The sequence below is a fragment of the Bradyrhizobium genosp. P genome (genome assembly GCF_049949265.1).
Lineage (GTDB): Bacteria > Pseudomonadota > Alphaproteobacteria > Rhizobiales > Xanthobacteraceae > Bradyrhizobium.
The window spans coordinates 6515146-6530979 of sequence record NZ_CP188195.1; the positions used below are offsets into that span (position 1 = coordinate 6515146).

Below are 15834 nucleotides of genomic sequence, written 5' to 3' on the forward strand. Positions count from 1 at the left end.
GCTCAAGGCTCTGCCCGACCTGAACAGGAGTTGCAATGGCAGCCATCGATCCCCTTACCGCCGGTGGCGTTTTCATCGCGACCGCGGCCACCGACGCGGTCTATGTCATGTTCACCTCGGCGGTCGTCGCCCGCAAGCGCGTGCCGGCGGCGAGTTGGAGCAGCATCTGGTATCTGCTCTCCTCCTACGCCGTGATCAGCTACACCGAGAACTGGATCTACGTCGCCTTTGCCGCCGCGGGCTCGTGGGTCGGCGCCTATGCATCGATCACGTTTTTGCACCGCCCGCCGGGCGGACCGCCGGTCGGGGCATCGGTGGAGTAGCCGCAGCTGTGCATGGTCGTATTCAATTATCGTCGCTACGAAAGCAGGGACCCATAACCACAGGGTTTGGTTGTGAGATGAGCTGCGGCCCCAGCCTCGCATAGCAACTCGCATTTGTGGTTATGGTCCCGGGTCAAGCCCGGGACGACAGCGGGTGTGTTGCGCGACCTTCGGTCATACATCCGCACTCTCGCGACATGATTTGTCCGAGCTTTGCGTTTCGTTTCGCCCTCTCACTTGGTAGAGGGCGCAGGGAAAGCCGGGTGCCGATCGCACCCATGGGCCCGGTGCAACAAAAAGCACCGGGGTAGGACCACAGGTGTAACCGGGAACTCCGGCTTTCCCTGCGCGATGGGTTACGGCTTATACGTGCTCTCCCCGGTGAGACTGGGCTTGCTTGTCACCGCCGTCAGCAGGAACGTTAGTCCCTCGCTGCCAGGACACCTGCCACTAGGGCGTCAGGCCTGCACGACTTCGCCGTCCGCTTCATGCGCACTCGTCTGTTGCGCAATTCGCGTCCACCGCATCCCACCGCGCGTTCGTGACGTGCGCTCGCCCCTCAATCGGGTGAGACGGGCAGATTCATACACCGATTTATACTTCTGATAAAGCGAAATATTTTTCGCGCGACGGCTTGCCACGTCGGGCAAATCAGTGATTGGCGTTTAAGGGAGCCACCGGCGGATGGGCTCCCTCCCCCCTTGCGGGGGAGGGCTAGGGAGAGGGGTGCCACACGACGTGAGCTCTCCGTGCGTTTCGACAACGCGCTGCAAGATTAAGAGAGCACTGCACTCATCAACCAACTCGCCCGGGGCCACCCCTCTCCCCAACCCTCTCCCGCAAGGGGAGAGGAAGCCTGAGCTGTTTGCTCACCTCACGTAGATGCGAGGGCACCACTGCCAATGACCGGACGCTGGGGGTTACGTGCACCCTGCGCTTTTGCTTCGCGCCACATGGTTGTTCTTGTCGATGGCCCGGATCGTGCCGGGCGTGGGACGATAGCAATTGATCGGTGGCATACAAGGTGGGATCGATCGGGTGCGGCGCACTAGCTTTATTTCAGACCAGCGGATAAATCACGTAGTTGGATCGCTTCGTCGCGATCGCGCCTCGTAATCAATGAAAATCACGCGACGGCGGCAGGATGCGGACGTTGCGTGGGTGGCGGATTTTCTGCGCCGGTGTGTCGGCGTGATCGCGACGGTCGTCGTTGAGCGGCTCGATCAGCGCGGGACCTGCGGGGACCGGGTGCTTGCGGCTGAGTGAATCGTTGGCGAGGCCGATCAGATCGTGGGAGCGGTCGATCATGCGTTGCGCCACCAGATGCGTGACGCCTTCCGGGCTGCTCTGGATATATCCCTCGACCAGGATCAGGCGCGCGCCCATCACCTCCTTGCGGTACTGCTCCATCACCTTCGGCCACACCACGATGTTGGCGATGCCGGTCTCGTCCTCCAGCGTCATGAACACGACGCCCTTGGCGCTGCCCGGCCGCTGCCGCACCAGCACCACGCCGGCGCAGCGCACGCGGCGGCGATCGTTGTCGCGATTGATCTTAGTGCAGGCGACAACGCGCTCACGTGCGAACATCTCGCGCAGGAATTCCATCGGATGGCCTTTCAGCGACAGGCGGATGGTCTGATAGTCGGCGACCACCTGTTCGGGGCGCGGCATCTCCGGCAGCGGCTTTGCGTTTTCGTCCGGTTGCTCGCGGGCGATCGCTGCCTCGAACAGCGGCAGCGGCAAGTCGTCGGGCAGCCGCCGCACCGCCCACAGCGCCTCGCGGCGATCGAGCCCGAGCGAGCGGAATGCATCGGCATCGGCGAGCAGGATCAGCGCGCGCTTCGGCAAGGCGGTGTCGCGGGCGAAATCTTCCAGCGAGGTAAAGGGCCGGCGGTTGCGCGCGGCGACGATACGGTCGGCCCAGTCTTGCCCAACTTTGTCTAAGGCCGTGCGGGAGGTGGTAGGGCTCTCTCCCCCCTTGCGGGGGAGAGTTGGAGAGAGGGGTAAGCCACGATCACCGCCCGTGGGGCTTACCCCTCTCCCTAGCCCTCCCTCGCAAGGGGGGAGGGAACCCATCCGTTCGTGCCTCCCTGACGCATGTGCATTCACGCTTCGCGTGCCCCGGAATGACAGTTGCTGGGCTTTCAGCCTCTCCTCGTCCTCATCCAGCCAGTGAAAGCCATCGATCTGACGGAAGCCGAGTCGCACCGCGCAATGATCCCCAACCCGCTCCTCCAGCGTATTCTGCGCGAAACTGTAGGACACATCGATCTCGCGCACCGTGACGCCGTTGGTGCGGGCATCGCCGACGATCTGCGCCGGGGCATAGAAGCCCATCGGTTGCGAGTTGAGCAGGCCGCAGCAGAACGCGTCCGGATGATAATGCTTCAGCCATGAGGAGATGTAGACGAGCTGGGCGAAGCTCGCGGCATGGCTTTCCGGAAAGCCGTAGGAGCCGAACCCCTTGATCTGTTCGAAGCAGCTTTTGGCGAACTCCGGGTCGTAACCGCGCGCGACCATATTGCCGACCAGCTTGTCCTCGTACGAGCCGATGGTACCGAGATTGCGGAAGGTCGCCATCGAGCGGCGCAGGCCATTGGCCTCCTCGGAGGTGAATTTTGCTGCCTCGATCGCGATCCGCATCGCCTGCTCCTGGAACAGCGGCACGCCGAGCGTCTTGTGCAGCACATTGTAGAGTTCGTCCTTATCGCCCTGATCCGGTGACGGCGAGGGATAGCTCACCTTCTCCTGGCCATTCCGCCGCCTGAGATACGGATGAACCATGTCACCCTGGATCGGACCGGGACGGACGATCGCGACCTCGATGACGAGATCGTAGAATGTGCGCGGCTTCAGCCGCGGCAGCATGTTCATCTGGGCGCGGCTCTCGACCTGGAACACGCCGAGTGATTCACCGCGGCACAGCATGTCGTACACTTTTGGATCGTCTTGTTCGACGGTAGCCAGCTCGTAACGCTTACCCTTGTGCTGATCGATCAAATCAAAACATTTGCGGATGCAGGTCAGCATGCCCAGCGCCAGCACGTCGACCTTCATCATGTTGAGCGCGTCGACGTCGTCCTTGTCCCATTCGATGAAGGTGCGGTCGTCCATCGCGGCGTTGCCGATCGGCACATAGGTGTCGAGCCGGTCCTGGGTCAGCACGTAGCCGCCGACATGCTGCGACAGATGGCGCGGAAACTCGATCAGCTCGGTGGCGAGTTCGACCGCGAGATTGATCATCGCGTTTTTGGGATCGAGCCCGGCCTGCCGCACCTGCATGTCGTTGAGGCCCTTGCCCCAGCTTCCCCAGACGGTGTCGGCGAGCGCGGCGGTGACGTCCTCCGTCAGCCCCAGCGCCTTGCCGACGTCGCGGATCGCGCTGCGCGGGCGATAATGGATGATGGTGGCGATGATGGCGGCGCGATGCCGGCCATAACGGCGGTAAACATATTGCATCACCTCCTCGCGCCGCGAATGCTCGAAATCGACGTCGATGTCGGGCGGCTCCAGCCGTTCCTTGGAGATGAAGCGTTCGAACAGCAAGTCGACCTTGGTCGGATCGACCGAGGTGATGCCGAGCACATAGCAGACCGCCGAGTTCGCCGCCGAGCCTCGCCCCTGGCACAAGATGTTCTGGCCGCGCGCGTAGTGGACGATATCGTGCACGGTGAGGAAGTAATGCGCGTATTTCAGCTCGGCGATCAGCGTGAGTTCCTTGTTCAGGGTGGCGCGGAGCGTGTCGGTGATATCCCCATCGAAATATGTGTCGACGCCGGCCCAGGTCAGATCTTCCAGATGCTGCTGCGCGGTCTTGCCCGGCGGCACCGGCTCGTCTGGATACTGGTATTTGAGCTGATCCAGCGAGAAGGAAATGCGCCTGGCAAAGCGCATGGTCTCCGTAACAGCCGCAGGCCAGTCGCGGAACAGCCGCATCATTTCATGGGCCGGCTTGAGATGCCGTTCGGCATTGGCCTCGAGCTTGCGACCGACCGCCTCGATCGTGGTCTTCTCGCGGATGCAGGTCAGCACGTCCTGCAACGGGCGGCGCGCGGGATGGTGATAGAGCACCTCGTTGGTGGCGATGAGCGGCACCGCGGCCTTGGCGGCGAGCGCATGCAACCGCGCGAGGCGGCGTTTGTCGTCGCCGCGATAGAGCAGGCTTGCGGCAAGCCAGACGCCATCGGCCGCGCTTGCTTTCAGCCGCGCGAGCACATCCAGCGCCTTTGCTGCCTCGAAACGATGCGGCAGTGTCAGCACCAAAAGCTGGCCCTCGGCGTGGTCGATGAGATCGGACAGGGTGAGACGGCATTCACCTTTCTCGATCCGCACGATGTCGTCGCCGCGCTTGCCGCGGGTGAGCAACTGGCAGAGCCGGCCGTAGGCGGCGCGGTCGCGCGGATAGACCAACACGTCGGGCGTGCCGTCGATGAAGACGATGCGGGCACCGATCAGGAATTTTGGCGGATGCTCGACCTCGGAATTGTCGAGCTCCTTCCAGGCGCGCACCACGCCGGCGAGCGTGTTGTGATCGGCGATCCCGATCACGGGAATACGAAGCCGGCTCGCCTCATGCACATAGGCGCGCGGATCGGAGCCGCCGCGCAAGAAGGAGAAATTGCTGGTGATGCCGATCTCGGCATAAGGCGTTAGCGCGCTCATGCGAACAGCCCGTGCACATACCATTTGGCTGATACAGGCTCGCCCGCCTCGTCTCTCAGCTCGCTCTCATAAAGGCCATCGCGAAAGATCCAGAAGCGCTGGCCCTCGGTGTCCTCGACGCGAAAATAATCGCGGGTCAGCGACCTCCCGTCCTGCTTCCACCATTCCATCGCGATGCGTTCGGGGCCCTCGACCCTGACCACCTCATGCTGCGCGCGCCGCCAGGTGAATTGATGCGGCGGACCGTCGGGTACGGTTGCGAACGGCACCTTGATCGGCTCCGGCCGGTCGAACAACCTTAAAGGTCGCAGCGGCGGCTCGCCGGCGATGCGCTCCGGCCAGGCGGCTTGCGTTGCAGCGACCAGATGATGCTGCGCCGGGACGGCGAGCGCCGCGCGCTCGGGGATGTGGCTTTCCAGTGGCAGGTGCACGACCACGCGTTTTCCCCCGATGCGTGCGGCAATGCGGTCGATCAGCGCGGATATCTCGTCATTGTCATGCACGGTGGCATCGAGGTCGCGCTGCTGCTGCACCACGATCTCGGTACGCCCGGCGGCAAGCCTGACGAGATCGAAGCCGAAGCCAGGATCAAGCGGATCATTGAGCGCCTCGAGCCGTTCGCGGAACAGGCGGTCGATCATCTCAGCTCTGGTCACCGGACGCCCGGCTTCGATGGCGATGCTGCGCACCGCACCATCGGTGCGGAAAAAGCTCACCTCCAGTTGCCGGGCGCCCTTGCCTTGCTTGCCCATTGCCGTGACCAGCATTTGGGCAAGGCTCGAGAGTGTCAGTGCGATCACGGTGTCGGTTGCGATGGGTTCGGGGAAACGCTTCTCCACGATGTAGTCGGGCAGCGGCTTGCGCGGGCTGATCGGGGCATCGCCCTGCCCCAACGCATGGCTGAGCAGCGTCGTGAAGGCGGCACCGAACCGCGCCGAGATCTCGTGCGGGGCGCGGGAGGCGACCTCGCCGATGGTTTTCAACCCGGCACGGCGCAGCCCCGTGGTGATCGCCTCGCCGGCGCCGAGCGCTGCGACCGGCAGCGGGCCGACGGCACGTAGCTCCCCGCCATCGGCGACGATCTTGCCGGATGCATGCCGCGTCAGCGTGCGCGCCGCGATCGAAGTGCCTGCGATCGCAGCGCTGACCGTAAAGCCGCGCCGGCTCAGCGCGTTCGTCACGATCTGCAGCAGCGCGCGCTCGCCGCCGAACAGATGCGCGCAGCCGGTGATGTCGAGGAACAGGCCGTCAAGCCCGTCCAGCGCCACCAGCGGCGTGAAGCGGTCGCACCAGTCGGCGATATCGTTCAGCGTTGTCGCATCGGCGGCGGGATCGGCGTCGTAAACAGTCAGCTCCGGGCAGATCGCGCGCGCATTGGCGAGCGGCAGCCCGACCGAGAGGCCGGCGCGGATAGCGGCCTCGTCGATGGCGTGGAGCAGGATCGCGTTGTGATCTTTTGCGACGACGACGCTGGGAATTTCTTGCTTCTTCGCCTCCCCCGCTTGCGGGGAAGGCCGGATCGCATCGCGAGATGCGATCCGGGTGGGGGCTCTCTCCTCAGCGGGACTCGTGGAGAGACCCCCACCCCAACCCTCCCCCGCAAGCGGGAGAGGGAGCCCTGCCACCTTCCGAGTGTCAGCTTGCGAGGCGATGCTCTGCGCCAGTTTGCGCTGGATGCGGTCGATGGGGAGGCGTGGCAGCCACAGGCTGAGGATACGCCGACGGTTCACTGAATTGGCACTCATCACATTTCCATTCCATGATCCATCGCCCGACCGGGCCATGACGATTGCGCACGAGCTCAGTGTCGAAGCGCGGCGCGCCCCAAACACTTGCGGCATTGCCCGGCGGCGAATGCGCCGCGCGCACGATCCAGCGCGTCTCCGCGGTCGAGGGGATCGGCGTCGCTGCGATCCGCAGCACCAGTGCGGTGACGCCGGAGGCTTGCGCGGCCAGCGTCAATTTGCGGCTGGCGACGAGATCGAGCTGGCGCACATTGCCCCAGACCTCGAGCACGACCGCGCCCAGCGCATCGCAGGCCAGCGCATCGGCGGCGGTGCGCAAACCGCTGTCGACGTCGGCGGCGCGCACCGTGACCAGCAGGCGCGGATCGAGGCCGAGTTCGGCGAGCCCGTTCATCGACAACGCACCGGATTCACGATCGGAAAAATCCTGCCGCACCCAGACCAGCGGCTTGCGCGATGACAGCCGTCCGGCGAGCCCTGCAACAAAGCCGGTCGCGGCGCCGCTTTGATGACCGCCAGCGAACACCTCATGCAGCGCTGCTGCTGCAAGCCCGCCGTGCAGCATCGCATCCGCGCCGGCATGTCCGAGTGCGACGCGGTTCGGCATCGCCGCATCAGATGGCGCCTCGATGCGCGCGATGCTGCCGCGCAAGGACGCAAGCGTACCCGTGCGTGCGCCGTTCATGATGCGCCGCTCCTTACTTTCAAAAATTTGAAGCCGTCACTGGTTCTGAACAGAGAACCACGCTGGCTCATTTGTTCATGATATGTTCTAATATAAAGCTAACGGGACCGGCGGAGTCAATCAGATTGATGGGCTTACCGATTCATCAGCGGAATCAAGGGGATTGCGGAGCAGCCCGGAACCGGCTGCGCCGCCGCCGCCTCGCCTCCGCATCAATCAGGCGCGCGCACCCCTGACATCACGGCGCGACGGACACGGAGCAGATCGCATGCCCATTATCATGCTCGACAACGACACCGATTTCGACGGCTGGCGCAAAGCCGCGCGACGATTGGCACTGAATGACGTGACGCCATCCGATGTCACGTGGACGGTGCGCAACGAGGCCGAATTATTTTCGGCGGAAGGCGTCAACGCCCTGCCGGATGCGCCGCATGCGACGTTCAACGTGTCAGCCATCTTCGTCGAGTTGGCAAAGGCTGCGATCCTGCATCGCAAGGACGACCGCTTCGCCCTGCTCTATCGCCTGCTATGGCGGCTGCGCAGCCATCACGATCTGCTCAGCGCCACCACCGACCCCGATGTCGCCGAGGTCAACGCGATGGCGCGCGCGGTCTATCGCGACATCGACCGGATCCACGCGCAGCTCCGCTTCCGCGAAATCGGCCGCGAACAGAAGGCGCATTACGTCGCCTGGTTCGAGCCCGAGCATCACATCGTCGAGGCCGCTGCGCCCTTCTTCGCCAGCCGTTTCGCCGACATGCCGTGGTCGATCCTGACCCCCGACGTGTCTGCGCATTGGGATGGGCACGCGATCTCGATCACGTCAGGCGTCGACAAATCCGAGGTGCCGACCGAGGACCGGCTCGAGGACACCTGGCGGCGTCACTATAGCGGCATCTTCAATCCGGATAGCGGCATCTTCAATCCGGCACGGCTGAAACTGATGGAGATGCCGCAGGCCTATTGGAGGAACCTGCCCGAGGACTCGATCATTAAGCCCCTGCTCGAAGACGCAATGCGGATGACGGGCGGCGCCTTCGCCAACAAGACGGTCGAACCGCGCAAGCTCGAGAGACAGCAGGACACACCGATGGTCCGCAGAGATGCCCACGACACGATCGCGGCCTTGCGCGAAGAGGCCGCCGATTGTCGCGCCTGCCCGCTCTGGAAGGACGCGACCCAGATCGTGTTCGGTGAAGGGCCGCAAACCGCCTCGATCATGTTGGTCGGCGAGCAGCCCGGCGACAAGGAAGACCTGGCCGGCAAGCCGTTCGTCGGCCCGGCCGGCGAGATGCTCAATCGCGCGCTGGAGGAAGCCGGCATCGCGCGCACCAAGGTCTACGTCACCAACGCGGTGAAGCATTTCAAATTCGTGCCGCGCGGCAAGATCCGGCTGCATCAGAAGCCTGCTACGCCGGAAATCCGCGCCTGCCGCCAATGGTACGAGCGCGAACTTGCCGCGATCCAGCCTGAACTGGTGGTCGCGCTCGGCGCGACCGCCGCCCAAAGCGTGTTCGGCAAGATCACGCCGGTCAACAAGAACCGCGGCCGATTGATCGAACACGACGGCACCAAGGTTCTGGTCACCGTGCATCCATCCTATCTGCTGCGGCTACCAGACGAGGACGCCAAGGCATTGGAATACCAACGATTTGTCGACGACCTGAAAATCGCAGGCAGCCTTTTGCGCCGATCGGCGCACGCGGCCTGAGTTCCCGCAAAACGTGTGGAATTTGGGCAACACGTTGACGTGAAACGCTCTGAAACGGTTGATAAGTATCTACAACCTTGAATTGATCTATGCTAGGGTCGCATGCTGCACAGGCATTGGGCGTCATGTTCACGCCATGACGTTCCCTGAGGTCGGCGCGCTGCACGGTTCGACTAGCCCCAATCGTGCAGCGCGCGACCTCGACCTGGCGGCCTCCCCCCAGATTCCTTTGCGGATCAGCGGCGCTTATTGCTGAAGATTGCTGCCCGCCGCGCCGAAGCCACTTAGCTGCGCCGCGCCGCACAAAAACCGGTCGCAAACTGGGTACAGGGCGATTTATCGCCGGATTTCAATTGCCTGTCATATGCATCGATCAAAGTCGGCGCCATTGGGACAGGAGTTTACAATGAGCGATATGGCGTTACCCGGCTCGATCGAGCCCGCCCTCAAAAAGGGGCCGGATCTCGACAAGGGCTTTCATCCACTTACCGGTGTTATCTACATGGGCGTGGTCGCGGCCGCGCTGCTGTTTGTTGCTTATAGCATTTATTCAGACATTGATGCCACCGGCACGCGCGTCACGTCGTTTCTCCCCTATCTCATGCTGTTCGTTGCCCTGCTGATTGCGCTCGGCTTCGAATTCGTCAACGGCTTCCATGACACCGCCAACGCCGTCGCCACCGTGATCTACACCCGCTCGCTGCCGGCGCATATCGCCGTGGTCTGGTCGGGCATGTTCAACCTGTTCGGCGTGCTGCTCTCCAGCGGCGCTGTCGCGTTCGGCATCGTGTCGCTGCTTCCGGTCGAACTGATCCTGCAGGTTGGCTCTAGCGCCGGCTTCGCGATGGTATTTGCACTGTTGATCGCCGCCATCATCTGGAACCTCGGCACCTGGGTTCTCGGGCTGCCGGCATCGAGCTCGCACACCCTGATCGGCTCGATCATGGGTGTCGGCATCACCAACGCGCTGCTGCGCGGCCGTAGCGGCACGTCCGGTGTGGACTGGTCTCAGGCGGCCGGCATCGCCAAGGCGCTGCTGCTTTCGCCGCTGTTCGGCTTCGTGCTTGCCGCGGGCCTGCTCTATATCCTCAAGGCCGCGCTGGTACGCGTGACGCCCGCTTTGTTCGGCGAGCCGGTTGGCGACCAACCGCCGCCGTGGTGGATCCGGGGCATCCTGATCCTCACCTGCACGCTGGTCAGCTTCTTCCACGGCTCGAATGACGGCCAGAAGGGCATGGGCCTCATCATGCTCATCCTGATCGGCACCGTGCCGACCGCCTATGCGCTCAACCGCGCGCTGCCTCAGAGCCAGATCGAACAGTTCACGTTGAATTCGACCGCGGCCAGCAAGATCATTGAGGGCAAGGCCGCCGGTTTCAACGTGATCGGCAACCCGCGCCCGGCCGTGACCAACTACGTCGCCGAGCACCAGATCAACGAAGGTACGTTCCCTTCGCTGGCGGTGCTGGTGCGCGACATCGGCCAGCAGGTCAGCCAGTATGGCTCGCTCGCCAAGTTCCCGGCTGACATCGTGGGCAACACCCGTAACGACATGTACCTGGCCTCCGAGGCGCTGCGCTTCCTGATGAAGGACAAGGAAGCCGAACTCTCGGCCGCCGACGTTGCCACGCTGAACGCCTACAAGGGCTCGCTCGACAGCGCGACGAAGTTCATCCCGAGCTGGGTGAAGTTCGCCGTCGCCATCGCGCTCGGCCTCGGTACCATGGTCGGCTGGAAGCGCATCGTCGTCACCGTCGGCGAGAAGATCGGCAAGACCCACCTGACCTACGCGCAGGGCGCCTGCGCGGAGATCACGGCGGCCGCGACGATTGCGGCGGCCGACGGCTACGGCCTGCCGGTCTCGACCACTCACGTGCTGTCGTCCGGCATCGCCGGCTCGATGGCCGCGAACGGGTCCGGGCTGCAATGGGCAACGATCCGCAACATCGCCATGGCATGGGTCCTGACCCTGCCGGCCGCGATGATCCTCTCGGGTACCCTCTACTTCATCTTCTACCACCTGTTTTGAGACTAGCCGCTTTCGGCGCAATCCTGCACCGGACAAAAGGCCCGCACCTCAGGAGCGGGCCTTTTGCTTTTCGGGGGCGTTCAGGCGGGCGTATCCTCTGGCCACCTCGGCGAGCAGGTCGCGTGCCCATTTGTGCAAGCCTGACTTCGCCGTCCTGGCACTCCAATACATGTCGATCGGAATCGGCACGCGAAACGGCAGGCGAGCGATATGCAAGCCGCCGGGCATGGTGCGTGCCAGAAGGTGCGGGATCGTCGCGACGAGACGCGTGCCGGCGACGATATGCGCCAGGCTGTCATGGCTCGGTAGCGTCACCATCGGTTCTATCTCGATGTCCCTCGTCTTGAGGACATCGAGATAGAGCGGCTGCCACTCCTCGCTGTGGGTGACGAAGACATGCTCCGCCTTGCTGTAGGCTGGCAGCGTGATCCGGTCGCGCGCGAGTGGATTGGTCGGATCCATGACGCAGACATAATGGTCAGTGAGGACGTGACGCCGATAAAGGCTTTCGCCGGCGATCCCGACTGGACCAAGGACGATGTCGCACTGGTTCTGCTTGAGGTGGACGTTGCCGTGCCCGGCCGCGTCGAGCAGAACCAGCCGGACCTGCGGTGCGCCCGCCCGCAACCGGACGCTGAATTGCGGGATCAGCGTCTGCCGTTCGTGATAGTTGCAGGAGATCGTCACGCTGCCCTGCGCCGTGGCCGGATCGAATTCGACCGGCGCGGCGAGCCCCTCGATCTCTCGGATCATGTCCCGCGCCCACTTGACCAGCGCTGAGCAGCGTTCGGTGGCAGTGACGCCATTGCCCTGACGAACCAACAGCGGATCGCGCAAGGCGACGCGCAGCCGCTCGATCGCGTAGCTGATGGTGGACTGGTTGACGTCGAGTCGCTCCGCCGCAGCGGAAAATGATTGCAGGTCGTACACCAGGACGAGCGTCCGCAAGGTCCCGATATCGATCGGATCGATCGGGGAATTGACCGTCACGCACCACCTCCAGCCGGGCCACCATCATCCCGACCTTAGCAAAGGTCATGCAGGATTTCGATAACCTGAATCCAGTCCATCGGATTGAACGATTGGGGATCCTTGCCTAGAGCGTTTTCATGGTTGGTGACGATAACCGGCATCGGCGAGAAAGTTCAGGCATTCTGTTGGCGAGAAGCGGGTAAGGGCGTCGGCGATTGCGTTGTCGAGGGCTTCGAGAGTTCGTGCGCCTGCCTTGCGCAGCAGGGACTTTAATTTGGCGAAGAACTGCTCGATCGGATTGAGGTCCGGGCTGTATGGCGGCAGATAGCGCAACATCGCACCGGCCGCCTCAATGGCTTCGCGGACGCCCCTGACCTTGTGGCTCGACAGATTGTCCATCACGACAATGTCGCCCGACCGCAGCGTCGGAACGAGGAACTGCTCGACCCAGGCGAGGAATGTCTCGCCGTTCATCGGGCCGTCGAAGACGCACGGCGCGGTCATGCCGTCCTGGCGCAAAGCTCCGACGAAGGTGGTTGTTTTCCAATGGCCGTGCGGGACTGTGCAAACGAGCCTCTTGCCGCGCGCGCAGCGGCCGTAAAGCCGGGTCATTTTGGTGGACGCGCCGCTCTCGTCGATGAAGACCAGGCGCTCCGGGCTCAATTCCGCCTGACCGGCGCGCCATTCCACACGCGCCTCGGCGACATCGGCCCGATCTTGCTCCGCAGCTCTCAGTGACTTTTTTTGAGCGTCAGGCCGAGCTGGCGCAGGCGCTTCCACAAGCAGCCGATACTGACCTTCACGTCGTGCGTGGCCAGCAGCCACGCCCGGATCTCCTCCAGCGTGGCGTCTGGCTTGTGCACGATCCGCTGGCGCAGCGCTTCATCGTGAGCAGCAAGTTTCGGAGCCGGCCCGCGGCCCGACGGGCGAGCCGTCGTCTCGCCAGTCGCCCGCCAACGCCCCAGCGCCTTGTAAATGTAGGAAACGCTGACCCGCAGCAGCGGCGCTGCCTGATACGCTCCCATTCCGCCGTCGACGACGGAAATGACCCGTTCACGCAAATCTTGAGAATAAGGTGCTCCCATCAAAGCCTCCGCCTCGAATCAATGCGGAAACTGAATCATGGAGCAACCGCGCTGGGAATCCTCCGATTCCACCAATTGTGAAAATGCTCTAGCCTTCACAAAAAGGACACCCGGGAGGACCAATGACTAGCGCCGTGCCTGTCGTCGCAGACGTCTCGTACCAGGACCTTCTCGAGGATCCCTATCCGGTCTTTCGCCGCCTGCGCGACACCGCATCAGCCGTTTTCGTCGAGGCGGCAAACCTGACGCTGGTGACGCGCTTCGACGACATCACGAGGACCGAGCGCGATCCCGCGACCTATTCGGCCGACAATCCCGTCTCACTCGTCAACAGAGTGATGGGGCCGACCTTCATGCGCAAGGACGGCGCCGAGCATGCGATCGGCCGCAAGGCGATCGAGCCCCCGTTCCGGCCTGCGACGATCAAGGAGCATTGGGCACCGAAGTTCGCTGCGATCTCCGAGAAGCTGATTGGCGCCCTGAGCAATGCCGGCGAAGCCGATCTGTTCACGGCACTCGCCGCGCCGATGGCTTCGCTCACCTTGATGGAAATGATCGGCTTCGAGCCGATGCCGTGCCAGCGGCTCGCCGAATGGTCGCAATCGCTGATCGACGGCGCCGGCAATTACGCTGATGACGCCGGGATCGAGCGCAGGGCGATGCAGGCCGGAACGGATGTCGATGCCGCGATCGAAGCGGTGCTCGATCATCACCGCGGCAATCCCAATCCCTCGATCCTGTCGTCGATGGTCAATGCCGATCCGCCGATGCCGATCGAGGCGATCAGGGCAAACATCAAGGTGATCATCGGCGGCGGGCTGAACGAGCCGCGCGACGCGATCCTGACGCTGGTGCTCGGCCTGTTGGAAAACCCGGCGCAGAAACAGACCGTCCTGGCGAAGCCCGAACTATGGCCGGCCGCGCTCGAGGAAGCAGTGCGCTGGATTTCGCCGATCGGCATGTATCCGCGCCGCGTCGTCAGCAGCGTCGAACTCTCCGGCGTGACGCTTCCGCAAAACCTTCAGATCGGGCTCTGCGTCGGCGCAGCAAACCGCGACGAGCGGCGCTTTCCCGATCCCGACCGCTTCGACATCTCGCGGCCCAAGCAATCACATCTGGCATTCGGCGCCGGGCCGCATTTCTGCGCCGGCACCTGGGTTTCCCGGCTCACCGTCGGCAAGATCGTGGGGCCGATGCTGTTCGAACGTCTCCGCAATCTCCGCCTCCGCGACGAGGCCCCGCCCGTCGTGCGAGGCTGGGTCTTCCGCGGCCCGGTGTCATTGCCGGTCAGGTGGGATGCGTGAGCGAGCCCCTCACACCGCTAGCGCGCTTTCCACGACCTTCACGAAATACGAGGTGCCGTAAACGATCGCCTCGTCGTTGAAATTGTAGGCGGGATGATGCAGGCCGGCGCTGTCGCCATTGCCGCAGAAGATGAAGGCGCCGGGCCGCGCCTCCAGCATGTAGGAGAAATCCTCGCCGCCCATCAGCGGCGGCATTTCGTGCACATTGGCGTCGCCGGCGACGTCCTTGGCGATGCGGGTCGCGAATTCGGTCTGTGAACGGTGATTGACGGTGACGGGATAGCCACGCTTGTAGTTGAGATCAATCCGGGCGCCGGTCAACTGGGCCACGCCCTTGACCACTTCGCCGACGCGCTTCTCGATCAATTGCCGGACTTCCGGGGTCAGGGTGCGCACGGTGCCGCGCAACTCGGCGGTCTGCGGGATCACGTTGCGTGCATTGCCGGCGTGGAATTCGCAGATCGAGATCACGGCGGAGTCGAGCGGATCGACGCTGCGCGATACGACCGACTGCAGCGCGGTGATGAGCTGCGCGCCGACCATCACGGAATCGATGCATTTGTGCGGACGCGCAGCGTGGCCGCCGAGCCCTTCGATGCTGATATTGACCTCGTCGGTCGCGGCCATGATCGGACCCGAACGGATTGCGAACGAACCGATCGGAATGCCCGGACCGTTATGCATGCCGTAGACCTGCTCGATGCCGAAGCGGTCCATCAGGCCGTCCTTGATCATCGCAGCGGCGCCGGCGCCACCCTCCTCGGCCGGCTGGAAGATCACGACGACGTCGCCGGCGAAATTGCGCGTCTCGGCAAGGTAGCGCGCCGCCCCCAGCAGCATCGCGGTGTGGCCGTCATGGCCGCAGGCGTGCATCTTGCCCGGCGTCTTGGAGGCGTAAGGCAGGTTGGTTTCCTCATGGATCGGCAGCGCATCCATGTCGGCGCGCAAGCCGATCACCTTGACGTCGCCCTTGGCGGCCCCCTTCTTGCCCTTGATGACCCCGACCACCCCGGTCTTGCCGAGACCGGTCGCGACCTCGTCGCAGCCGAACTCCCGCAAGCGGTCGGCCACGAATGATGCAGTGCGGTGCACATCGTAGAGCAATTCGGGGTTTTCATGGATATCGCGGCGCCAGGCCTGGATGTCGGGTTGGAGATCGGCGACGCGGTTGACGATGGGCATGGGAACTCTGGCCTCAAGGGTTGGACTGCTTGGTGCTGTCTAGCATGCAAGGACCGGTCCACCCAACAGCCGGGGGCATGCCTCAGGCAGGCACCCGCGGCCCGGCAAACGCAGAGCGAGCGGGCCCCAA

General features: G+C 63.7%; 10 protein-coding genes. 4 read left to right on the plus strand and 6 right to left on the minus strand.

Features of this window, described 5'->3' with window-relative positions; all coding sequences use genetic code 11:
- Positions 1-35 precede the first annotated feature (35 nt).
- Positions 36-323 (plus strand): hypothetical protein, encoded by a 288-nt coding sequence (locus ACP2YO_RS31380; RefSeq protein ID WP_426435010.1) that lies wholly within the window; start codon positions 36-38, stop codon positions 321-323.
- 1116 nt (positions 324-1439) lie between these two features.
- Here ACP2YO_RS31380 and ACP2YO_RS31385 read toward each other — a convergent pair.
- Genes ACP2YO_RS31385 through ACP2YO_RS31395 form a run of 3 tightly spaced genes read right to left on the minus strand, consistent with a single transcriptional unit; the run spans position 1440 to position 7418 of the window.
- Positions 1440-4988 carry an error-prone DNA polymerase gene (locus ACP2YO_RS31385; RefSeq protein ID WP_426435011.1) on the minus strand — a complete coding sequence of 1183 codons (3549 nt, stop codon included), beginning with the start codon at positions 4986-4988 and terminating at the stop codon, positions 1440-1442.
- Positions 4985-6733, minus strand: coding sequence for a Y-family DNA polymerase (locus ACP2YO_RS31390; RefSeq protein WP_426435012.1), 1749 nt, complete (start codon positions 6731-6733; stop codon positions 4985-4987). Before ACP2YO_RS31390 ends, ACP2YO_RS31385 begins: the two co-directional genes overlap by 4 nt.
- Complete coding sequence (locus tag ACP2YO_RS31395) at positions 6624-7418, minus strand: ImuA family protein (RefSeq protein ID WP_426435013.1); 795 nt, start codon at positions 7416-7418, stop codon at positions 6624-6626. Before ACP2YO_RS31395 ends, ACP2YO_RS31390 begins: the two co-directional genes overlap by 110 nt.
- 268 nt (positions 7419-7686) lie before the next feature.
- On the opposite strand from ACP2YO_RS31395, the gene ACP2YO_RS31400 reads away from it, so the two are divergent.
- Positions 7687-9132 carry a UdgX family uracil-DNA binding protein gene (locus ACP2YO_RS31400; protein WP_426435014.1) on the plus strand — a complete coding sequence of 482 codons (1446 nt, stop codon included), beginning with the start codon at positions 7687-7689 and terminating at the stop codon, positions 9130-9132.
- A gap of 406 nt (positions 9133-9538) precedes the next feature.
- Positions 9539-11161, plus strand: coding sequence for an inorganic phosphate transporter (locus ACP2YO_RS31405; protein WP_426435015.1), 1623 nt, complete (start codon positions 9539-9541; stop codon positions 11159-11161).
- Positions 11162-11209: 48 nt separating this feature from the next.
- On the opposite strand, the gene ACP2YO_RS31410 is transcribed toward ACP2YO_RS31405, so the two are convergent.
- Positions 11210-12151 carry a LysR family transcriptional regulator gene (locus tag ACP2YO_RS31410; protein ID WP_426435016.1) on the minus strand — a complete coding sequence of 314 codons (942 nt, stop codon included), beginning with the start codon at positions 12149-12151 and terminating at the stop codon, positions 11210-11212.
- 117 nt (positions 12152-12268) lie between these two features.
- A protein-coding gene (locus ACP2YO_RS31415; RefSeq protein WP_426435017.1) for an IS630 family transposase occupies positions 12269-13218 on the minus strand; the annotation gives its coding sequence in 2 pieces (ribosomal slippage) (positions 12269-12882 and positions 12882-13218; 951 coding nt in all).
- Between the two features lie 122 nt (positions 13219-13340).
- Here ACP2YO_RS31415 and ACP2YO_RS31420 point away from each other — a divergent pair.
- Positions 13341-14522 (plus strand): cytochrome P450, encoded by a 1182-nt coding sequence (locus tag ACP2YO_RS31420; protein WP_426435018.1) that lies wholly within the window; start codon positions 13341-13343, stop codon positions 14520-14522.
- A 9-nt stretch (positions 14523-14531) separates the two neighbouring features.
- On the opposite strand, the gene ACP2YO_RS31425 is transcribed toward ACP2YO_RS31420, so the two are convergent.
- Positions 14532-15704: a M20 aminoacylase family protein gene (locus ACP2YO_RS31425; protein WP_426435019.1), complete on the minus strand. Its 1173-nt coding sequence runs from the start codon at positions 15702-15704 to the stop codon at positions 14532-14534.
- Between the last annotated feature and the right edge of the window lie 130 nt (positions 15705-15834).

Excerpts from the sequence above, each read along its gene's own strand:
- ACP2YO_RS31380 (WP_426435010.1), top strand. The coding sequence starts at position 36 with ATGGCAGCCATCGATCCCCTTACCGCCGGTGGCGTTTTCATCGCGACC.
- ACP2YO_RS31385 (WP_426435011.1), bottom strand. The coding sequence starts at position 4,988 with ATGAGCGCGCTAACGCCTTATGCCGAGATCGGCATCACCAGCAATTTC.
- ACP2YO_RS31390 (WP_426435012.1), bottom strand. The coding sequence starts at position 6,733 with ATGAGTGCCAATTCAGTGAACCGTCGGCGTATCCTCAGCCTGTGGCTG.
- ACP2YO_RS31395 (WP_426435013.1), bottom strand. The coding sequence starts at position 7,418 with ATGAACGGCGCACGCACGGGTACGCTTGCGTCCTTGCGCGGCAGCATC.
- ACP2YO_RS31400 (WP_426435014.1), top strand. The coding sequence starts at position 7,687 with ATGCCCATTATCATGCTCGACAACGACACCGATTTCGACGGCTGGCGC.
- ACP2YO_RS31405 (WP_426435015.1), top strand. The coding sequence starts at position 9,539 with ATGAGCGATATGGCGTTACCCGGCTCGATCGAGCCCGCCCTCAAAAAG.
- ACP2YO_RS31420 (WP_426435018.1), top strand. The coding sequence starts at position 13,341 with ATGACTAGCGCCGTGCCTGTCGTCGCAGACGTCTCGTACCAGGACCTT.
- ACP2YO_RS31425 (WP_426435019.1), bottom strand. The coding sequence starts at position 15,704 with ATGCCCATCGTCAACCGCGTCGCCGATCTCCAACCCGACATCCAGGCC.